This is a genomic window from Faecalibacterium sp. (assembly GCF_052358865.1).
Taxonomy (GTDB): domain Bacteria; phylum Bacillota; class Clostridia; order Oscillospirales; family Ruminococcaceae; genus Faecalibacterium; species Faecalibacterium butyricigenerans.
Genome location: NZ_DAWCVJ010000027.1, coordinates 1 through 19,588, shown reverse-complemented (window position 1 = coordinate 19,588; position 19,588 = coordinate 1). Strand labels below are relative to the sequence as shown.

The window sequence follows — 19,588 nt, the reverse complement described above, 5'->3', positions numbered from 1 at the left end:
GAAAATTGCATCCGCCTGCCGAAACCCCAGTATACCACAAAAAGCGGATAAAATCAGCCCCATAAAGGAGGAAACTGTATGGCCGCACGCCGCGGAGATACCCTTTTGTTCCCGACGCCGCCCGTCGTGGCGGCGCATGCGGCCATCGGCGGCAAAAAGGAGGGCGAAGGCCCCCTCGCCGCCTGCTTCGATGCGCTGAGCGCCGACAACTTCTTCGGCCAGTCCAGCTGGGAAGCCGCCGAAAAGGAGCTGGCCCTGCAAACGGCGCGGCTCTGCCTTAAAAAGGCCCAGACGACCCCCGAAAAGGTCAGCCTCGTGCTGGCGGGGGACTTGCAGGCCCAGTGCACCGCATCCAGCTACGCCATGCGGGAGCTGGGCATCCCCTTCGCAGGCCTGTTCGGCGCGTGCAGCACGATGGCCGAGGCGCTGGGCCTCGGCGCGGCGCTGTGCAGCGCCGGGATGGCCGACGGCCTGCTGGCCATGACGTCCAGCCATTTCTGCGCGGCAGAACGCCAGTTCCGCACGCCGCTGAGCTACGGTGCGGTGCGGACGCCCACGGCCCAGTGGACGGCCACGGCGGCGGGAGCCTGCCTGCTGCGGCCTGCGGGCGAGGGGGTGCAGCTCTGTGCCGTCACCTTCGGGCGGGTGCAGGACTATAAGATAAAAGACATCAACAACATGGGCGCGGCCATGGCCCCTGCGGCCGCAGCCACCCTTCTGCACTATCTGAAGGACACCGGCAGCGCTCCGGAGGACTTCGACCGCATCTACACCGGCGACCTCGGCCATGTGGGAAGCCAGCTCCTCCGCGACCTGCTGGCGGCGGAGGGACTGCTGCTCAAGAACCATGTGGACTGCGGCTGCATCCTCTACGATGCCACCGAGCAGACCGTGAAGAGCGGCGGCTCCGGGCCGGGCTGTAGCGCCTCCGTCCTCTGCGGGCATATCCTGCCCCGCCTCGAGCGGAGGACGCAGAAGCGGGCGCTCTTTATCGCCACCGGCGCACTGATGAGCCAGACGACCTTTTTGCAGAAGGAGAGCATCCCGGCCATCGCCCATCTTGTGGAGCTGCGCAGCCCGCAGCGGAAGGAGGAAAACGGATGAATTACTTCTGGGCCTTCGTGGTGGGCGGCGGCATCTGCGTCATCGGCCAGCTGCTCATCGACCTCACCGGCCTGACCCCAGCCCGCATCCTGACGGGCTATGTGGTGGCGGGCGTCATCCTCTCGGCGGTGGGGTGGTATGGGCCGCTGGCGGAGTTTGCAGGCTGCGGGGCTACCGTGCCCCTGCTGGGGTTCGGGCATCTGCTGGCCAAGGGGGTGCGGACAGCCATCGAGGAGGAGGGGGCCATCGGCATCCTCACCGGAGGACTGACGGCTGCGGCTGCGGGCATCACGACGAGCCTTGTATGCGGGGTGGTGTGCTCGTGGTTGGGGAAGAGCCATGACCAGAACTAGAAAAGCATCCCGGTCTCGCGCCGGGATGTTTTTCTGTGCGCGGCGGGCCGTTTCGGCTCATTTTTCGTCCGGGGTGCGTTATATTGGGGCCAAAGGAGGCAGGAAGCATGAAGCAGGAAACACAATGGACGACCATTTTCTGGGAGGGCTGGACAGCGCAGGCGCTCTGCGCGGCGGCGGTGTTCTGGCCCGGCAGCGCGGCGCTGCGGTACCCGGCGGTGCTCTGGCCGGGGCTGGCCCTCGCGGTGGCAGTCCCCGCTGTCTGGGCCGGGTGGTGGATGCTGGCCCAAAGGCCGAAGCCGCTGCTGGAGGAGGTGGTGATGGAAAAACAGGGGAAGATACATATCGTCACAGAGGAGGTTTTTCTTTAAGTGGGTGCGCGGGGCAGAGCGCTCTTACGCTAGGTTAATGTTCTCTTTTGCGTGCCAAAAGAGAACCAGAAAAGCACCCGCTACTTTCGAGGCGCGGGAGGCACGAATCAAGGGCTGCTCGCCCTTGATAATCCCGGAGGAGTTGTCGAAGCACAAAAATGCTAGCCGCTTCGCTAAACGCATTTTTTGTACTTCTCCGGTTTACGGCTCCGCCGATGGTGTTACGCGTCAGCAGGACTTCACGTTCTGCAAGGGCGTAAAGTCTGCTGCGAAGCAGCAAATGGGAGAAACGAGAAAAAAGTGCAACAGCGACGACCGCCGCCTGCGGCGGATACAGGGAGGAGCTGTTGGGGCCGCGGTCAGCAGGACACGAGTGCCGCTCAAGGCACGAAGTGGACGCTGGGCACCGCAACCCGTCTTAGCGCAGCGGCTAGCTTTTTTCCGTTTCGACTTCCTCTTTGGAATCGTTAAGGGCGAGCAGCCCTTAACTCGTTGCGGGGAGAGTGGAGTCCAGAGGTAGGGAGGGGGGAGCCGAAACACCCCTCCCTGCCTCTGGCCCGCGCGGAGCGCATGCCATTTGACCGAAAGAAAAAACTTAATCCGCGCCACCAGCGCGAGAACCTGCTTAAAGAAAACCCGGCCCTACTGCAACAGCGTTCTGCCCCCCGCGCCACCAGCGCGAAACCCCACTCAAAGAAAAAATCAGCCCTGCTGCAACAACAATCGGACCGACCCCGCGCCCGGAAAAATAAAAAAACAAAAACCCCCGCACCGGGGTCCCGGTACAGGGGTTTTGTTCGTCAGTCAAACTGCGATCAAGCGTTCTTGTTCGCACGCTTTGCCATACGGCTGATCTTGCGGCTAGCGGTGTTCTTTTTGATGACACCCTTAGCGCGAGCCTTGTCGATCGCGGAAACAGCAGCCAGGACGGTTGCGTCCTTGTCAGCGGCATTCGCATCGATGGCAGCGTCTGCCTTCTTGACGACTGTTTTCAGGTTGGTCTTAATGGCCTTGTTGTGAGCCTGCTCTGCAACAGCCTGCACGACGCGGTCCTTCTGAGATTTGATGTTAGGCATTCGTTCCACCTCCTTGGCTACCTATAACAGCGCACCTTATGATACCATATTTGCCGTTCCAGCGCAAGCATTTTTTCGATTTTTGTTTCAAAAAGTTTTGATTTTCCCATACTTTTTGTGCTGCAAGGCCCCAAAAACGGCTTTTTGGCGAAAAATGGAACAGAAATGAGGGAAAACGATGCGTTTGACCGATATGGCGGACGAGCTGTATGCCGCGGCGGCAGACCTGCCCGGCGGCGTCCGCACAGCCACGGCGCGGCGGGGCGGCGTGACGGTGACGCGGGTGGAGATCGCCCGGGAGGGCCTCGAAAAGCCCCGGGGGCGATACGTCACGCTGGAAGTGCCCAGCGTCAGCGTGCTGGACGAGCGGGACGCCGAAGTCATTGAGCAGGCGGCGGAGGAGCTGCGGGCGCTTGTGCCGCCGGAAGGGCCGGTGCTGGTACTGGGCGTGGGCAACCGCCGGGTCACAGCCGACGCCCTCGGGCCGAGGACGACCCAGAAAATTTTCGTCACGATGGGGGCGGGCCGCCCGCCGGTGCAGGGCATCCGCCCCGTGGCAGCGGTCGCCCCGGGGGTCTCGGCCTCCACCGGTCTGAGCTTACAGCAGCTGGCCGGGGCGCTGGTGAGGGAGGTGAGGCCCACGGCCCTCATCTGCGTGGACAGCCTCTGCTCTTCTGAGCCGCAGCGGCTGGGCCGGACGCTGCAATTTTCCGACGCCGGCCTCTGCCCCGCCCAGCCCGGCAGCACCCGACATCTGGACACGGCCCGGCTGGGCCTGCCGGTCATCGCGGCGGGCATCCCGACCCTGATGGCGGCACAGGAGGGCAAAGACCTCGTCGTGACGCCCCGCGAGCTGGACAGCGTCATCGCCCACGGGGCTGCGCTGCTGGGCGCGGCTATCAACCGGGCCTTGCAGCCGAGGCTCAGCATCGCCCAGCTCTGCTGGCTGGCGGGATAAAACCAGAGCCTCCGTCATATTGTAGAGACAAAGCAGAAGGGGAGGGGGAAGTCTATGCGCTGCAGAGAGGCCGGGCAGAGCCGGATGCTGCCGTTTCTGGGCGCTGCGGCCCTTTTTGCGGCCCTGACCATCACGGCTCACAGCCTTGTGCTGGGGCTGGCAGCGATCATCGCCGGGCCTGTCCCGGCGGCACAGACCGCCCTTTCCCTGAGCCGGAAGGCTGTCGCCAGCGGGACGCAGGAGGCGGCGTCTGCCGCCGAGGCTGCCCCGGAAAGCGCTGTATCTGCCCCTTCACAGCCCGAAGCCGCCGCTCCGGCGGGAGGCATCGAGGGCTACCTTGTGGAGCTTCTGGGCGAGGACGCCCGGCCTGAGAATGCGGGCGCTGTCCTCGAAAAGAACTACCCGCAGGGCAGCGGCGGGAAGTATGTCCCCTGCGGCGCGGGCAGCATCAAAAATAACACCCGCCAGAGCGTGGCGGACATCGCGGCGGAAATAGAAAATCCGCTGCCCTTCGGGGTCGAAAAGGACAGCCCCGACCCGCAGATCCTCATCATGCACACCCACGCCACCGAGGACTACCGCCTCTCGGCGGGGCTGTGGTATTCGCCCGGCGACGGCGCACGCACGACCGACACGAACCTCAATATGTGCGCCGTGGGCCGTGTGATGGCCGACACCCTCAATGCCGCCGGGCTGAACACCCTCCACGACGAGACCCTGAACGACTACCCCAGCTACACCGGCAGCTATGCGAACAGCCGGGCCGTCGTCCAGCGGTACTTGGCCCAGTACCCCAGCATCAAGGTGGTGCTGGACGTCCACCGGGACGCCATCGAGACGGAGGGTGGCTCCCGGATGGCCCCCGTCTGCACCGTGGACGGGCGGCAGGCGGCGCAGGTCATGATCATCTGCGGCTGCGACAACGGCGGCAGCGTCCAGCTGCCAGACTGGCGGCAGAACCTCCGCTTTGCCGCCGCGTGGGAGCGCAGCATGGAGGGGATGTACCCCGGCTTCACCCGGCCTGTGTTGTTCAGCTACCGCTTCTATAATCAGGATCTGACCACCGGCAGCCTCCTCATCGAAATCGGAGGCCACGGCAATAACCTGAATGAGGCCCTCTACGCCGGGCAGCTGGCCGCAAATGGCCTCGTGCAGGCCCTGCTGGGGCCGGATGCTTGACGAAACGGCGGCAAAGTGCTATATTTTAAAAAGTAAATGCAATGAGCGGGAAAAGTAGCGTATCACAATGCCACAGAGAGCGCGGCAGAGCTGGGAGCCGTGTGCGGACGGTGCGTGAACGAACACCCGGGAGCAGCAGGCTGAACAGGGCGCGGTCTTATCCGACCGAGCGCCGCCAGTAGGTGCGCCGCAGGCCCAGCGTTAACGGGGCAGCGCTTTTACCATGAGCGCGTGAGCGACCGGACACTTCCGGTAATTCAGGTGGCACCGCGGACATTACAAGACAGCTTGTTCGCCCTGAACTTTCAGGGCAAAGCTGTCTTTTTATTTTATACCGGAGGTAATCTGAAAATGGAACGCACTGAGATCGTTTCGCTGTACAAGAACACCCCCGCCGACGGTACGGTCGTCACCGTATGCGGCTGGGCAAAGAACATCCGCGACTCCAAGAACATCGGCTTCATCGCCCTGTCGGACGGCGGCTGCTTCAAGACCCTGCAGGTCGTGCTGGAAGCCGGCAAGCTGGCAAACTACGATGAGGTCGTCCACACCGGCCTGTACAGCAGCCTGCGCGTCGTGGGCCGCATCGTGCTGACCCCGCAGGCAAAGCAGCCCTTCGAGCTGAACGCCGACAGCGTGGAAATTCTGGGCGACTGCCCCGCCGACGAGTACCCGCTGCAGAAAAAGAAGATGAGCATGGAGTATCTGCGCACCATGCCCACCCTGCGCCCCCGCACCAACACCTTCAACGCTGCTTTCCGCGTCCGCAGCGTGGCGGCATATGCCATCCATAAGTTCTTTCAGGAGAACGGCTTTGTCTACGCCCACTCCCCGCTGCTGACCGCTTCCGACTGCGAGGGTGCCGGCGAGATGTTCCGCGTCACCACCCTCGACCTCGACAACGTCCCCAAGAACGAGGACGGCACCGTCGATTACACCAAGGACTTCTTTGAAAAGCCGGTCAACCTGACCGTTTCCGGCCAGCTGGAGGCCGAGGCCATGGCCATGGCCTTCGGCAAGGTGTACACCTTCGGCCCCACCTTCCGCGCCGAGAAGAGCTTCACCACCCGCCACGCCGCCGAGTTCTGGATGATCGAGCCGGAGATGGCCTTCTGCGACCTGAACGGCTACATGGATACCGCCGAGGCCATGACCAAGTACGTCATCCGCTATGTGCTGGACAACTGCCCCGATGAGATGGCCTTCTTCAACCAGTTCATCGACAAGGGCCTCATCGAGCGCCTCGAGCTGGTGGCAGGCAGCGAGTTCGGCCGCATCAGTTACACCGATGCCATCGAGATTTTGAAGAAGAACAACAAGAAGTTCCAGTTCCCCGTGGAGTGGGGCGTGGACATCCAGACCGAGCACGAGCGCTACCTGACCGAGGTGGTGTTCAAGAAGCCCGTCTTCGTCACCGACTACCCGAAGGAGATCAAGAGCTTCTACATGAAGCAGAACGCCGACGGCAAGACCGTGGCCGCAGCCGATATGCTGGTGCCCGGCATCGGCGAGCTGATCGGCGGCAGCCAGCGTGAGGAGGACTACGACAAGCTCGTGACCCGTATGGACGAGCTGGGTCTGGACAAGTCCAGCTATGACTGGTATCTGAACCTCCGCAAGTTCGGCGGCGTGGAGCACGCAGGCTATGGTCTGGGCTTCGAGCGGATGATCATGTACCTCACGGGCATCCAGAACATCCGTGACGTGCTGCCCTTCCCCCGTACGGCTTACGGATTCTAAGTAGTAAAAACCTCTCAGTCAAAGCCTGTCGGCTTTGCCAGCTCCCCTATCGAGGGGAGCCTCTGGCGAAGAGGGAAAGTTTCCCATTTTGCCAAGGCCTCTCCTCGGTAGGAGAGGTGGCATTGCGAAGCAATGACGGAGAGGTTTCTTTGTTTTTTCAACAAGGAGGCCCAAACAAGTGGAAAACATCGCCCCGGCCCTGCTGGAATGGTTTTACCGGAACCAGCGCATTCTGCCCTTCCGCACCGACCCCAGCCCTTACCACGTCTGGCTGAGCGAGATCATGCTGCAACAGACCCGCGTCTCGGCGGCGCTGCCGTATTACGAGCGCTTTCTGGCGGCGCTGCCGGACATCCCGGCGCTGGCGGCCTGTGAGGAAGAAAAGCTGCACAAGCTCTGGGAGGGTCTGGGCTACTACAGCCGGGTGCGCAACCTCCAGAAAGCCGCCCGCATCGTCTGCGAAGAGTACGGCGGCGAGCTTCCGGCCGACTACGACGCCCTCCGCGCCCTGCCCGGCATCGGGGACTACACGGCGGGAGCCATCGCGTCCATCAGCTTCGGGCTGGCCGTGCCTGCCGTGGACGGAAATGTGCTGCGGGTGTTTTCCAGATTGTATAATGACCCGGGCACTATTACAGAACCGGGGGTAAAAAAGGCCTTTACAGCCCGGGTCATGGAGCATCAGCCCCCGGAAAAGGCGGGCGACTACAATCAGGCCCTGATGGAGCTGGGGGCGCTGGTCTGCCTGCCGAACGGTGCGCCGCTGTGCGGACAATGCCCGCTGGCAGCGCTGTGCGCTGCCCGGGCGGCAGGCACGGCGCTGGAACTGCCCCGCAAGGCCGCGCCCAAAGCCCGGCGGGTGGAGCCAGTGACGGTGGTGCTGGCCGAGGATGCCGAGGGACGGTTCCTCTTACAGCAGCGGCCCGGGAAGGGCCTGCTGGCCGGGCTGTGGCAGCCCCTTTTATGGGAGGGCGAGGCCCTCAGCGCCGGGGAAACGCTCGCCCGTCTGGAAGAGCTGGGCCTCGGCTGCGCGGGTGCCGAAGCCCTGCCGGCGGCAAAGCACATCTTCAGCCACATCGAGTGGCGGATGAAGGGATATGCCGTCCGCGTCGGCGCAGCCCCGGCCCCGGCAGGCTGCGTCTGGGCCAGCCGGGAACAGATGCAGGACGAATACACCCTGCCCGGTGCATTCAAGGCCTACAGAAAGCGGATGGGGCTCTGAAAAAGCAAAATTTTGCCTTTTTGGTTGTAATTTTCGCGCAGTACGGGTATAATAGTTGCAGAATAGACCGAGTCTGTGCCGCGGAATGACCGCTGAGAATGGCTGGACCGCTGGTTCGACCAAAAAGGAGTGTGCTGAACCTATGAAGAAATCTTGTCTGATCGCTGTTGTCGCAACGCTGGCCGCTGTGGCGGGTGCGCTGGCCGCTGTGGCTGTTTATCTGCGCCGCCGTGAGAAGGAGCTGGACGAGTACGAGCGCCTGCTGTTCGGCGAGGATACCGCCGCCCCCGCTGAGGAAGAGCCTGCCGAGGCCGAAGAAGAGGCAGCTCCCGCTGAGGACACTGCCGAATAACGCGGGCCGAAACAGAACAAAACACCAGAGGGCGCACCGGCAGTCTGTAACAGGGCTGTGGCGGTGCGCCCTTTTCTTACCCGCAGCACAGGATTTGAAAGAAAACCTCTCAGTCCGCACTTTGGCGCGGACAGCTCCCCTATCGAGGGGAGCCAAATAGAGGAGTGCTGCGCAGAAAAGGGGTACATGGCATGAAACGACTTTTATTATGGCTCATCGGCGTGGCGCTGGGCGTCGCGGTGCTGCTGGCGGCGGTGATGGGCGTGAGCTACTCGTTCACCTCGGAGGGGGCGAAGCCTGCCTCTGCGGTGCAGTTCGCCGGGCAGGAGCTGGAACCCAACGGCTGGTGCTGGCAGGTGCCGCTGCTGGGCGGTCAGCTGGACAAGGTATTCGCCAGCCCCCGCACCCTCACGGTGCAGAAGCTGGGCGTCCTCTACGACGCCCATCCGGCTTTCACCCTGCCCGACTGGTTCAGCTACGGCCCTCTGACCATCACCGACAGCGCGGGCAATGTGGTCTTCACGGGCACAGTGTCCGCCTACGAGGACTTCCTCTTCCCGGCCAACGGAGACTACAAAGCCGAGCTGACGCTCTGGCGGATGCCGGAGACGATGCTGGCCACCCAGTTCGAGGGCGGCAGCACCGGCCAGCTCCGGCGAAATCCCCGGCTGGAGAAGCCCGCAAAGCCCACAGGCTGGTACTATTACTCCTTCCGGTTCACCTTGCAGGCCAGCGCCGGAGTGGAGCTTTCTGCCGACCGGGTGGAGCAGGGCGGCACGATAGCGGCGGCCTTCACCGGCATGGTGGGCGACACCGCCCCTGCCGTGGAAACAGACCTCGGCAGCGTGCAGGCCGTCCGCTTGGGCAGCGGGTGGCGTGCCTACATCCCGGCGGCCTACAACGCCTCCGCCGGTGCCCACGAAGTGACCTTTACGGTGGGCGGCGAGACGGTGACGAAGAATATCACCGTCATCCCGAAGGATTTCGGCACCGTCGAAGTGGAAGCCGGGCCGGAGGCCTCCGAGGAGGCCAACGCCGAGTTCCGCAACATCGTCTGGCCTCTCTACGAGCAGCCCGCCCGCGAAAAGCTGTGGAGCGGCGGCTTCGTCTGCCCGGCGGAGAACTACATGACCCTCGTGGATTTCGGGCAGGTGAAAGTCACCGGCGGCAAGCAGGGCAGCAGGTCCAACTCCACGAAACTCTACACCATCCCGGGCGAACCCTGCCGCGCCCCGGCGGCGGGCGTCGTGGTGCTGACGAAATATCTCGCCCTCACCGGAAACACCGTCGTCATCGACCACGGCTGCGGGCTGCGCAGCTACCTCTACGGGCTGGACGCCCTCTCGGTCAGCGCTGGCCAGCGCGTCGAGCGGGGGCAGGCTGTGGGCGCGCTGGGCGAGGAGATGACGATGGATTTCAAGCTCGGCAGCAAGAGCGTGAACCCGTGGCCCCTGTTCCAGACCAGCGGGGGGTTGTTCTGGAAAGAGAACGGGTGAAGAAAATACAAAAGGGACTGCTGCAGCGCAGCAGTCCCTTTTGTTATAGAAAAGCTTCAGGAGATGGCGTCCACGTCCCACTTCATCTGGACGGCGTCGGCACCTTCCAGCGTGATGTGGAGCGCACCGGCGTTGTCGATGGCCTGCTCGGGCGTCCGTGCACCGCACAGGACGTGCAGGCCGGGGATCATCCGGGCCGTCAGGGCGATGACCAGCTGCGCCTTGGTGCAGTGGTACTTCTCGCAGAGGTCGCCCCAGCTGTCCAGCAGGTGGATGGCCTGTGCCCGGCGGGCAGGCTGGAAGCAGGGGTTCGTGTTCCGGGTGCTGCCCTCGGGATAGGTGGTGTCCATCGTCACCTTGCCGGTGAGCAGGCCCTGCTCCAAGGGAGAGTAGGCCTGAATGGACACGCCCAGCTCCTTGCAGGTGGGCAGCAGCTGCTTTTCGATGCGGCGGGTCAACAGGCTGTACTTCTCCTGAATGACGTCCAGCTGGCCGTACTTGCAGTAGCCGCGGATGAAGTCGGCGGTGGTGTTGGATGCGCCGATGGCCCGGATTTTGCCCTGCTCTTTGAGCTTCATCATGGCCTCGACAGTCTCTTCCAGCGGGAAGATGGAGAGGTCCGGCGTCTGCCAGTGGGTGTACAGCACGTCCAGATGGTCGGTGCCGAGGCGGCGCAGGCTGTCTTCCACATCCTCGATGATGCTCTTGGCGGAGAGGTCGCGGTAGGTCTGCACACCATCCACGACCTTGTGGAGAACAGGGCTTTCGTGCCGCCACTCGAGGCCGCACTTGGTGGAGAGGATGACCTTGTCCCGGTCGATGCGGCGCAAAGCCTCGCCCACCACCTCTTCGCTGTGGTAAAGGCCGTAGATGGGGGCAGTGTCGATCCAGACGATGCCCTGCTCCACGGCAGTCTCGATGGCCTTTACCGACAGGGCATCGTCATTGTCGCCCCACCAGCGTCCGCCGCCGATGGCCCATGTGCCCAGCCCTAAAAAGGGGGCAGAAAGGCCGCTTTTGCCAATATTACGTTTTTCCATAGATCCATTACCTTCTTTGCCAGCGGTGCCCCCGAGAGGGGACTGCTGGGACTCATTGTTGTATTTCTGCTGTATTCCAAAAAGAGCTGCCGCGCAGGTGCTCTGCACAGCAGCTCTTGGAAACCTGTAACTTAAATATTGCCAAATTCGCTCAGCTTTAACGTCTCATTGTGCGTCTCGGCCCAGCGGATGGCCCAATCGGAGGTGAACAGGAGCAGGCGGTTGCCCTTCATGTCCTCCACGGCCTTGGTGTCACTGGTGAGGTCGAGGTCGCGCAGGACGTAGGTGTCGGGGTCGTTCTGGATCCAGCGCAGCTGCTCAAAGGGGAGCTGCTGCATCCGGATCTCCACGTTGTACTCGGTGTTCAGACGGTACTCCAGCACTTCCAGCTGCAGCACGCCCACGACGCCGACCACGACTTCCTCCATGCCGCCGCCCACTTCGCGGAAGATCTGGATAGCGCCCTCCTGAGCGATCTGCTCCATGCCCTTCACGAACTGCTTGCGCTTCATGGTGTCCTTCTGCTCGATGCGGGCAAAGTGCTCGGGAGAGAAGGTGGGGATGCCGGCGAACTCGACCTTCTTCTTGCCGGTGCACAGGGTGTCGCCGATGGAGAAGATGCCCGGGTCGAACAGGCCGATGATGTCGCCTGCATAGGCTTCGTCCACGATGGCGCGATCCTGCGCCATCAGCTGGGTGCCGGTGGCCAGCTTGATGTTCTTGCCCTCCTGTACATGGTAGGCTTCCATGCCGCGCTCGAACTTGCCCGAGCAGATGCGCATAAAGGCGATGCGGTCGCGGTGTGCCTTGTTCATGTTGGCCTGGATCTTAAAGATGAAGGCCGAGAACTCGTCCCGGCAGGGGTCAACGGCCTCACCGGTCAGGCTGTCCCCGCGGGGCAGCGCGGTGGGGGGGAGGCGGAGGAAGTTTTCGAGGAAGGGCTCGACGCCGAAGTTGGTCAGCGCAGAACCGAAGAAGACGGGACTCAGCTCGCCGCGCAGCACCCGGTCGAGGTCAAATTCCTCGGCAGCGCCGTCCAGCAGCTCGATCTCGTCCACGAGCTGCTGGTGCAGATAGGGGGTCAGCAGCTCGTCCAGTGCGGCATCGCCCAGCTCGGCCTCGGTCTCCTCGACCTTCTTGACGCCGTTGGCGCGGCCGTCGCTGGAGAACGCCAGCACCTTGCGGGTGTTGCGGTCGAACACGCCCTTGAACTCCTTGCCGCAGCCGATGGGCCAGTTCATGGGGTAGGTCTTGATGCCAAGGATCTCTTCGATGTTCTCCATCAGCTCGAAGGGGTCGCGGGCCTCGCGGTCCATCTTGTTGATGAAGGTGAAGATGGGGATGTGGCGCAGGGTGCAGACCTTGAACAGCTTGATGGTCTGAGCCTCGACGCCCTTGGCGGCGTCGATGACCATGACCGCCGAGTCGGCTGCCATCAAGGTGCGGTAGGTATCCTCCGAGAAGTCCTGATGGCCCGGGGTGTCCAGAATGTTGACGCACTTTCCGGCGTAGTTGAACTGCAGGACAGAGGAGGTGACGGAGATGCCGCGCTGTTTCTCGATGTCCATCCAGTCGGACACGGCGTGCTTGGCGCTCTGCTTGCCCTTGACAGAGCCGGCCTGATTGATGGCTCCGCCGTACAGCAGCAGCTTTTCGGTCAGCGTCGTTTTGCCGGCGTCGGGATGGCTGATGATCGCAAACGTCCGGCGGCGCTCGATTTCTTCACGATTTGTCATATAAGTTTCGTTCTCCTGAGATGCGGCCCTGAGGAGGGCCGGGTGGATGTATCAGCAAGCAATAGGGGCTGTTTACATTGGAAACTCTCCTATAAAATTACATACAACGCTTATTTTAGCAGAAAATACACATGGATGCAAGAGTTTTTGCTATTTTTTCAGAACAAGGCAGGGCAGGGGCGCTGTATCGGCCCAGTTGGCGAAATCGCACACCAGTACGGTATATTTTTCCAGAGGGAGGGCGCGCAGCCAGCCGAGGATGCTCTGTTTTTCGCCGGTGCCGATGACCCGGCCGCTGTAGAGGATGGCACTGAGCACGCCGCCCGGGCGCAGAGCCGTAAGGGCTGCTTCCAGCGCGGGGATGCTGCTCTCGGCGGTGGAGAAGACCCTGTGGTCGGCCCCGGGCAGCCAGCCGAAGTTGAACATCACGATGTCCGCCGTGCCGGGCCGGACATGGTGCAGAAGGTTTGCGTGGCTGTCGCAGAAAAGCTCCGCGGTGAGGCCCTGCGTTTCGAGCCGGGCGCGGGTGGAAGCGATGGCCTCGGGCTGGATGTCGAAGCCCAGCACCCGCCCCTCCGGGCCGACGAGGCGGCAGAGGAAGACCGTGTCGCCGCCGTTGCCGCAGGTGGCGTCGATGCACAGGGCGGCATGGGGCAGATGGGCCGCAAGATAGTCCTGTACCAAGCGCACTGCCGTCAGGTCGGGGGTGCGGCGGCGGCAGAGCCGCCCGCCCTCGGGGACGAAGCCGAATTTTTTCCAGAACAGCCCCTCGCCCTCGTCGGCAGGCAGCGGCGCAGTGAAGACCGTGGCGGCCTCCCGGTCATAGCCGCCGAAGCGGCGCAATATCTCTTTCAGTAAATAGGAGCCATAGCCCTTCCGCCGCCACTGGGGCAGGATGGACAGGGAGGCGATGTCCGCGCCCTTGGGGGCGGGGGTGACGCTGCACTGGCCGATGACGTCGGACTCCTTATAAAGGGCGAAACCGCCCGCAGTCACAGAAAGCTTCATGGATGTCTCCTTGGACCTTATTTCACACATTCTTCACGGGGGAAACGATTGATTTTCACAATTAGCAGATAGAATAAAATCGTGCCAGAGGGGAGCGGCAGAATGCTCCCTCCCGACCGAAGCTGTTTCCATAGCCGGTACGTTCCGGCGGGGACAGCTTCCCGATCCCTTCGAAAGGAAGTAATCACGATGGATGAAAACAAATGGGAATATGACTATTCCTCTTCCAATAATTCTGCCGGGGATACCGGCTATCCCAATGTGGGTTCCAGCGGCATGAACACAGCCAACACCGCGTCCAGCTTCAGCGAGAGCACGGGTGCTTCCGGCGGCGCGACGCCGCCTCCCGCCCAGCCGCAGAACGCTGCCCCCGCAGCCCCGAAAAAGCCGAAAAAGAACGCCGGTAAGGCCGCAAAGAGCATCGTCGCTCTGGTGCTGGCCGCAGCGATGGGCTTTATGGGCGGCTTTGTGGGTGCACGCTTCGGCGGCGGCAGCAAGGTCGTCATCCAGCAGGTGGAGCGCTCGGACAGCGCTGCGGCAGACTCGGAGAGCGCCGCAGGGGGCACCTCTGTTTCCAGCGGCATGACCACCGCACAGGTGGCCAAGACCGTCAGCCCCAGCGTCGTTGTCATCACCACCGAGCAGGTGGTCTACTCCCAGTGGTCGTGGTACGGCCAGAGTCAGGTGGAGAGCGGCGCCGGCAGCGGCGTCATCATCAGCTCGGACGGCTATATCCTCACCTGTGACCACGTCGTGTCGGGTGCCTCCAACATCACCGTCACCATCGGCGACAAGGACTATCCCGCCACCATCATTGGCGAGGACTCCACCAGCGACATCGCAGTCATCAAGATCGAGGCCGACGGCCTGACCCCCGCCATCGTGGGTGACAGCGACAAGCTGGCCGTGGGCGACAATGTGCTGGCTGTGGGCAACCCGCTGGGTGAGCTGGGCGGCACCGTCACCAGCGGCATCGTCAGCGCCCTGAACCGCAGCGTCTCCATCCAGAGCTCCAGCGCCGTCAACACCATGTCCCTCATCCAGATGGATGCTTCTGTCAGCCCCGGCAACTCCGGCGGCGGCCTGTTCAACATGAACGGCGAGCTGGTGGGCATCGTCAACGCAAAGTCCTCCAGCTCCGACGCTGAAGGTCTGGGCTTCGCCATCCCCATCAACGACGCCATCAAGGTGGCGCAGGATCTGCTGGAGAACGGCTATGTCACCGGACGCCCCTATATGGGCATCACCTATCTGGCTGTGACCGACGCCCAGACGGCGGCGCAGCTGGGCGTCAACGCCTACGGCATCTATGTCGTGGATGTCGTCTCCGGCGGCCCTGCCGATCAGGCGGGCCTCAAGGCCGGTGACCGGATCATCAGCATCGACAACACCGAGGTGGCCCAAAAGACCGACCTCGGCACCCTGATGCAGGAGCACTCCGCCGGGGACACCCTCTCCATCACCATCGCCCGCGATGGCCAGATGCAGACGGTGAGCCTGACGCTGGGCGAAAAGAACGCCTCCAACAGCGGCAGCGCCAGCACCAACGGCGCAGCCCGTCAGGAGACGCCCAGTGAGTCTGCACCCCAGCAGGATCCGCAGGGCTAAAAGTCAAGACATCCCCCAGAAGTTCCTTTCTTCTTGTTGGGCGGCTCGCCGTGTGATGCGGCGGGCCGCTTTTTTTGTCATACGCGCCCGAAGATGGTGGCGCTGCACGGGAGGAGCGTCGCCTCGCCGCCGCAGACCCGGCTGGGGCTTTTCCAGAGAGCAGAGGAAACGCCGTCGCTCAGCAGCTTCCACTGGCCCTCCGGCAGGCGGACCCGTTTTTCCTCCCCGGTGGGGTTATAAAAAACGCAGAGCGCCCGCCATTCGGCACCGTCGCCGGGGGCGGCGGGCAGCGTCCAGCCCACGAGGGGCTGCTCCAGCGAGAAAAAGCGGATGGCCGCCGGGCTGGCGGCGTCCGGAGCGCTCAGGCGGGGGAACTGCGCCCGCAGGCCCAGAAGCCCCCGGTAATAGTCCACGAGGCCGTGGAACTGCGCCGCCCGCTTCCAGTCCAGACGGTTGAGGGCGGGGGAGGAGCGGTAGCTGTTGCTCTGCCCCTTCTTGGTGCGGGCGAACTCCTCGCCGGCCAGCAGGAAGGGCATCCCCATGCAGGTGAGGTAGATGCCCGCCGCCAGCCGGTTCTGGGCCAGTGCCGCCGAGTCGGCGGCGGTGTACTCGGGCCGGGCATATCGCACCAGAAGCAGCTTGTCCCAGAGGGTAAAGTTGTCGTGGGCGGACACATAGCTGACGATCTGGGCGGGCGAGTGGGCGGGCAGCTTATCGCTGCGGCACCACGCGGCTACCGCGCCGCCGATGTCCCAGAAGCTGCCCGGCCTGCCCTCCACATAGCCCGGCTCCCGGGCGTCGAAGCAGCCGCCCTTGATGACGTCGCGGGTGTTGTCGCAGAAGATGCCGATGCGGTCGGAGAGCATGGCGAGGTTGGCTTTGTTGGCCTCGTAGCGGTGGAGCTGGCTCCCGCCGCCCTGCCACGGCTCGCCGTACATCAGGATGTCCCGGCCTCCGGGCAGGGCGTCCAGCGCGGCCCGCAGCTCGTTCATGGTGTCCACATCGTAGAGGCCCATGAGGTCGAAGCGGAAGCCGTCGATGTGGTATTCCTGCGCCCAGTAGAGCACCGAGTCGATGAGGTATTTTCGGGCCATGGGCCGCTCGCTGGCAAACTCGTTGCCGCAGCCGCTGCCGTTGGAGAAGCTGCCGTCCGGGTTCTGCCGGAAGAAATAGTAGGGCACGGTGCTGTTCAGCGGGTTTTCGTTGCGGTACATATGGTTGTACACCACATCCATGACGACGCCGATGCCCGCCGCGTGGAGGGCGGCGATCATCTCCTTGCACTCCCGCACCCGCACTTCGCCTCTGGAGGGGTCGGTGGAGTAGCTGCCCTCGGGGACGTTGTAGTTGGTGGGGTCATAGCCCCAGTTGTACTGCCGGGTGAGGGGACGGCTCTCGTCCACGCTGCCGAAGTCGAAAATGGGCATCAGCTGGACATAGCCCACCCCCAGCCGTTTGAGGTAGTCGAGGCAGGTGGGGAAGGTGCCCGCCGAAGAGAGGGTCGTGCCCTTCTGAGTAAAGGCCATGAACTTGCCCCGCCACCCGGTCCGCACGCCGGAGGCCGGGTCTTGGGAGAAGTCGCGGACGCTGACCTCCCACACCGTCCGGCGGGAGGCCGGGATGGCCGGGCGGTGGTCGTGGCTCCAGTCGGGCGGGTCGATGCGGGGGGCGTCGAGGATCATGCTGCGCAGGCCGTTGACGCCTGCCGTCCGGGCGTAGGGGTCGCCCGTCTCGTACTGTGTGCCCTCCACCTCCACGGTAAAGGTATAGTAGCGCCCGTGCTGGTCGCCGGGCAGATAGACCGACCACAGCCCCTGCCCCTGCGGTTCCAGCGGCAGGCTGCCCATGCAGGCTCCGCCGTCGCCCCGGCGGTAGAGGTTGACCGAGACGCTCTGCGCCGTGGGCGCCCAGAGCCGCAGCCGGGTGCCCGAGGGGTTGTATTCCGGCCCCAGCGGGCCGCTGTAATTGGTCTGCCGTGCAAAGGCGCTGCTCTCGAACAGCGTTTTCCACTCTGCGGGCGTTTTCATTCTACTCCATTCCCTTCTCATGAATCAGATGATATAAAATTAGTGTACCCGCCCGGCTGTGGATTTTCAAGACTTTTCTTGCAAAAGGGGGCAAAGTACACTATACTGGAAAAAACGCAGGACGGAGGCAGGCGCAATGGGATACACCGACGATTGGGAGAGCTTGATGAACGGAGTGTTCGGCCCGGGAGGAAAGCTGCGCTATGATGTGCAGAAGCCGCCGGAGAAAACCGGCCTGCCCGACCTGAACGCGGCTCTTCTTGAGCAGCAGAAAAAACTCGATGAGATGCTCAAAAAGCAGAACGCCGCGCTGCGGGGCGGCACGGCGCAGGAGACGCTTGCCCAGAGCCGGAAGATGCTGGAGGAGATGGAGGCCGACGGCCTGCTGGCCAAGGGCACGGCAGAGGTGGGGCAGGAGCATCTGGGCAGCTTTGAGGGGCTGGCTGCTGAGGTGAAAAAGACGGTGCTGGGGCAGGACGCCTTTGTGGACGGGGTCGTGCGGGCCATGCGCCGCCCCTTTGTTCTGGGGACAGAGCCGCCGACGGCCCGGAACGTCATTCTCCTCTGCGGTGCACCGGGCACGGGACGGCACTTCACCCTCACCGAGACGGCCCGCTGCATGGCCGCGCGGGGGCTTCTGAGGAGCGACAGGCTGGCCGTCATGGACCTTGCCCTCTACCCCGGCTCCGGGGCAGAAAAGCTCTTTTTGCAGGACCTGTACGCCGCCCTCCACGCACCGGGCGAGATCGTGGTCTTTGAGCACTACGAGAGTTGCTGCCCGGGCTTTTTAAAGACGCTGGCCGACCTCGCCGTCAGGGGCAGTGCGCCCCTGTCCAGCCGGTATCTCGTCAACAAGGAGGGCATTCTGGTGGACGCCGGGACCGCCCTTGCCCCCGGGGCGGTGAGCCGCATCACCCCCTGCGGCAAGTACCTCGTCTTCTTCTCCCGGAAGGGCCGGGCGGCGCTGGCCGACAGGTTCGGTGCGCCCTTCGTCTCGGCGCTGGGCGACGTCTGCGAGACGGCCCCCTTTGCCCGGGAGGACCTCGCCGCGCTGGCGGCCCAGCGGCTCAACGCGCTGGCCGCGAAGGTGAAAGCCCGCCTCGGGCTGACCCTCGCGGCAGGGGCGGACGTGCGGGACTATGTGGCCGACCAGTGCAGCCCGCAGCAGGGCGTGGCGGGGCTGACCGCCTGCTGTGACCGGATGTTCCGCGCCCTGAGCGAGTATTGCTTGCAGACCGACGCGGCCCTCACCGGCACGGTGTCCCTGACTGCCCGGGAGGGGGGCATCGACTTCGCCCTCAACGGCGGCGAAGCGCAGAAGCTCTTCGACCTGCTGCCCGCCGCCTACACCGGCGCGGTGGAGGAGATCAAAAAAGAGCTGAACAGCCTCGTGGGCCTCGGGCCGGTGAAGGAATACGTCTTCGGTCTCGCCGACAACCTCGAGGTGCAGCAGCGCCGGGCGGCGGCGGGACGCAAGACCGCCAGCCTCTCGATGCACATGATCTTCACTGGCAACCCCGGCACCGGCAAGACCACCATCGCCCGGCTGGTGGCAAAGTACCTCAAAGCCATCGGTGCCCTCAAGGGCGGGCAGCTGGTGGAAGTGAGCCGGGGCGACCTCGTGGGCCGGTACACCGGCCACACCGCCCCCCTGACCAACAGCGTCATCGAGAGCGCGCTGGGCGGCGTCCTCTTCATCGACGAGGCCTACAGCCTCTACCGGGGCGAGCAGGACAGCTTCGGTCTCGAGGCCATCGACACGCTGGTGAAGGGGATGGAGGACCATCGGGACGAGCTGGTGGTCATCCTCGCGGGCTATACGCGGGAGATGGAACACTTCCTCACCGCCAACAGCGGCCTTGCCAGCCGCTTCCCGAACCGGATCGAGTTCCCGGACTACACCGCCGCCGAGCTGCTGGACATCACACACCGGCTGGCCGAGGGCAGGGGCTACCAGCTGGACGAGAGCTGCAATGCGCCGCTTCTGGGCTACTACCAGCGCCGTCAGGCGCAGGACGCCCGCACGGCGGGCAACGGACGCCTCGCCCGCAACACGCTGGAAAAGGCCATCTTCCACCAGAGCCGCCGCCTCGTGGCCGAGCCAGCCGCCGCGCTGGACGTCATCCTGCCCGGCGATCTGGAGCTGGAGGAGGAATAAGAAAATACCGCAAAAGACCCCGGGCCGACAGCCCGGGGTTTTTGCGTCTGAGGATTGACAAAACACATGGCGGGGGGGGTATAAAAGGGAGAAACGGGGGGCCCGGGAAGCAAGGAGGAGGCGCATGGACTAGGGCAAAAAAAGGAGGGGGTGTGGGGTG

16 protein-coding genes are annotated in these 19,588 nt (G+C 63.8%); 11 read left to right on the top strand and 5 right to left on the bottom strand.

The window, feature by feature from the left end; all coding sequences use genetic code 11:
• Positions 1 to 78: 78 nt before the first annotated feature.
• The 3 genes from ACT8X9_RS06265 to ACT8X9_RS06255 all read left to right on the top strand — a co-directional run bounded on the left by ACT8X9_RS06265 (position 79) and on the right by ACT8X9_RS06255 (position 1,828).
• On the top strand, positions 79 to 1,104 hold the full coding sequence (locus tag ACT8X9_RS06265) for a stage V sporulation protein AD (RefSeq protein ID WP_444268464.1): 1,026 nt from the start codon (positions 79 to 81) through the stop codon (positions 1,102 to 1,104).
• The gene (locus ACT8X9_RS06260) at positions 1,101 to 1,457 is read left to right on the top strand and encodes a SpoVA/SpoVAEb family sporulation membrane protein (RefSeq protein ID WP_444268463.1); all 357 of its coding nucleotides are present in this window, start codon (positions 1,101 to 1,103) and stop codon (positions 1,455 to 1,457) included. Before ACT8X9_RS06265 ends, ACT8X9_RS06260 begins: the two co-directional genes overlap by 4 nt.
• A 107-nt stretch (positions 1,458 to 1,564) precedes the next feature.
• Positions 1,565 to 1,828 (top strand): peptidoglycan synthetase, encoded by a 264-nt coding sequence (locus tag ACT8X9_RS06255; RefSeq protein ID WP_444268462.1) that lies wholly within the window; start codon positions 1,565 to 1,567, stop codon positions 1,826 to 1,828.
• A gap of 815 nt (positions 1,829 to 2,643) precedes the next feature.
• Here the strand turns inward: ACT8X9_RS06255 and rpsT are convergent.
• On the bottom strand, positions 2,644 to 2,904 hold the full coding sequence (gene rpsT, locus ACT8X9_RS06250) for a 30S ribosomal protein S20 (protein ID WP_149793985.1): 261 nt from the start codon (positions 2,902 to 2,904) through the stop codon (positions 2,644 to 2,646).
• A gap of 178 nt (positions 2,905 to 3,082) precedes the next feature.
• Between rpsT and gpr the strand changes: the two genes are divergently transcribed.
• From gpr to ACT8X9_RS06220, 6 genes are all read left to right on the top strand, one after another.
• Complete coding sequence (gene gpr, locus ACT8X9_RS06245) at positions 3,083 to 3,862, top strand: GPR endopeptidase (protein WP_412590567.1); 780 nt, start codon at positions 3,083 to 3,085, stop codon at positions 3,860 to 3,862.
• A 54-nt stretch (positions 3,863 to 3,916) separates the two neighbouring features.
• Entirely contained in the window at positions 3,917 to 5,041 is a 1,125-nt protein-coding gene (gene spoIIP, locus ACT8X9_RS06240) for a stage II sporulation protein P (protein ID WP_444268461.1), read from the top strand.
• A gap of 351 nt (positions 5,042 to 5,392) precedes the next feature.
• Entirely contained in the window at positions 5,393 to 6,781 is a 1,389-nt protein-coding gene (gene asnS / locus ACT8X9_RS06235; protein ID WP_227620083.1) for an asparagine--tRNA ligase, read from the top strand.
• Between the two features lie 178 nt (positions 6,782 to 6,959).
• A complete protein-coding gene (gene mutY, locus ACT8X9_RS06230; protein ID WP_444268460.1) occupies positions 6,960 to 8,003 on the top strand; it encodes an A/G-specific adenine glycosylase in 1,044 nt (347 codons plus the stop codon).
• A 142-nt stretch (positions 8,004 to 8,145) separates the two neighbouring features.
• Positions 8,146 to 8,355: a phosphatase gene (locus tag ACT8X9_RS06225; protein WP_412590559.1), complete on the top strand. Its 210-nt coding sequence runs from the start codon at positions 8,146 to 8,148 to the stop codon at positions 8,353 to 8,355.
• A 191-nt stretch (positions 8,356 to 8,546) separates the two neighbouring features.
• Complete coding sequence (locus ACT8X9_RS06220) at positions 8,547 to 9,851, top strand: murein hydrolase activator EnvC family protein (protein ID WP_444268459.1); 1,305 nt, start codon at positions 8,547 to 8,549, stop codon at positions 9,849 to 9,851.
• Positions 9,852 to 9,907: 56 nt separating this feature from the next.
• On the opposite strand, the gene ACT8X9_RS06215 is transcribed toward ACT8X9_RS06220, so the two are convergent.
• From ACT8X9_RS06215 to ACT8X9_RS06205, 3 genes are all read right to left on the bottom strand, one after another.
• Positions 9,908 to 10,891, bottom strand: a complete 984-nt coding sequence (locus ACT8X9_RS06215; protein WP_444268458.1) for an aldo/keto reductase — start codon at positions 10,889 to 10,891, stop codon at positions 9,908 to 9,910.
• A gap of 131 nt (positions 10,892 to 11,022) precedes the next feature.
• Positions 11,023 to 12,627, bottom strand: a complete 1,605-nt coding sequence (locus ACT8X9_RS06210; RefSeq protein ID WP_444268457.1) for a peptide chain release factor 3 — start codon at positions 12,625 to 12,627, stop codon at positions 11,023 to 11,025.
• Between the two features lie 150 nt (positions 12,628 to 12,777).
• Positions 12,778 to 13,635, bottom strand: coding sequence for a GNAT family N-acetyltransferase (locus ACT8X9_RS06205; protein ID WP_444268456.1), 858 nt, complete (start codon positions 13,633 to 13,635; stop codon positions 12,778 to 12,780).
• Positions 13,636 to 13,824: 189 nt separating this feature from the next.
• Between ACT8X9_RS06205 and ACT8X9_RS06200 the strand changes: the two genes are divergently transcribed.
• On the top strand, positions 13,825 to 15,243 hold the full coding sequence (locus ACT8X9_RS06200) for a S1C family serine protease (protein WP_249233770.1): 1,419 nt from the start codon (positions 13,825 to 13,827) through the stop codon (positions 15,241 to 15,243).
• Between the two features lie 77 nt (positions 15,244 to 15,320).
• On the opposite strand, the gene pulA is transcribed toward ACT8X9_RS06200, so the two are convergent.
• Complete coding sequence (pulA, locus tag ACT8X9_RS06195) at positions 15,321 to 17,270, bottom strand: type I pullulanase (RefSeq protein WP_444268455.1); 1,950 nt, start codon at positions 17,268 to 17,270, stop codon at positions 15,321 to 15,323.
• Positions 17,271 to 17,406: 136 nt separating this feature from the next.
• On the opposite strand from pulA, the gene ACT8X9_RS06190 reads away from it, so the two are divergent.
• Positions 17,407 to 19,428, top strand: coding sequence for an AAA family ATPase (locus tag ACT8X9_RS06190; RefSeq protein WP_444268454.1), 2,022 nt, complete (start codon positions 17,407 to 17,409; stop codon positions 19,426 to 19,428).
• Positions 19,429 to 19,588: the final 160 nt, after the last annotated feature.

What these genes read in the sequence shown, in the direction of transcription:
- ACT8X9_RS06200 (WP_249233770.1), top strand. Translation starts at nt 13,825, where the DNA reads ATGGATGAAAACAAATGGGAATATGACTATTCCTCTTCCAATAATTCT.
- spoIIP (WP_444268461.1), top strand. Translation starts at nt 3,917, where the DNA reads ATGCGCTGCAGAGAGGCCGGGCAGAGCCGGATGCTGCCGTTTCTGGGC.
- ACT8X9_RS06260 (WP_444268463.1), top strand. Translation starts at nt 1,101, where the DNA reads ATGAATTACTTCTGGGCCTTCGTGGTGGGCGGCGGCATCTGCGTCATC.
- ACT8X9_RS06265 (WP_444268464.1), top strand. Translation starts at nt 79, where the DNA reads ATGGCCGCACGCCGCGGAGATACCCTTTTGTTCCCGACGCCGCCCGTC.
- pulA (WP_444268455.1), bottom strand. Translation starts at nt 17,270, where the DNA reads ATGAAAACGCCCGCAGAGTGGAAAACGCTGTTCGAGAGCAGCGCCTTT.
- gpr (WP_412590567.1), top strand. Translation starts at nt 3,083, where the DNA reads ATGCGTTTGACCGATATGGCGGACGAGCTGTATGCCGCGGCGGCAGAC.
- ACT8X9_RS06220 (WP_444268459.1), top strand. Translation starts at nt 8,547, where the DNA reads ATGAAACGACTTTTATTATGGCTCATCGGCGTGGCGCTGGGCGTCGCG.
- ACT8X9_RS06215 (WP_444268458.1), bottom strand. Translation starts at nt 10,891, where the DNA reads ATGGAAAAACGTAATATTGGCAAAAGCGGCCTTTCTGCCCCCTTTTTA.
- ACT8X9_RS06190 (WP_444268454.1), top strand. Translation starts at nt 17,407, where the DNA reads ATGGGATACACCGACGATTGGGAGAGCTTGATGAACGGAGTGTTCGGC.
- ACT8X9_RS06205 (WP_444268456.1), bottom strand. Translation starts at nt 13,635, where the DNA reads ATGAAGCTTTCTGTGACTGCGGGCGGTTTCGCCCTTTATAAGGAGTCC.
- ACT8X9_RS06225 (WP_412590559.1), top strand. Translation starts at nt 8,146, where the DNA reads ATGAAGAAATCTTGTCTGATCGCTGTTGTCGCAACGCTGGCCGCTGTG.
- ACT8X9_RS06255 (WP_444268462.1), top strand. Translation starts at nt 1,565, where the DNA reads ATGAAGCAGGAAACACAATGGACGACCATTTTCTGGGAGGGCTGGACA.
- asnS (WP_227620083.1), top strand. Translation starts at nt 5,393, where the DNA reads ATGGAACGCACTGAGATCGTTTCGCTGTACAAGAACACCCCCGCCGAC.
- ACT8X9_RS06210 (WP_444268457.1), bottom strand. Translation starts at nt 12,627, where the DNA reads ATGACAAATCGTGAAGAAATCGAGCGCCGCCGGACGTTTGCGATCATC.
- rpsT (WP_149793985.1), bottom strand. Translation starts at nt 2,904, where the DNA reads ATGCCTAACATCAAATCTCAGAAGGACCGCGTCGTGCAGGCTGTTGCA.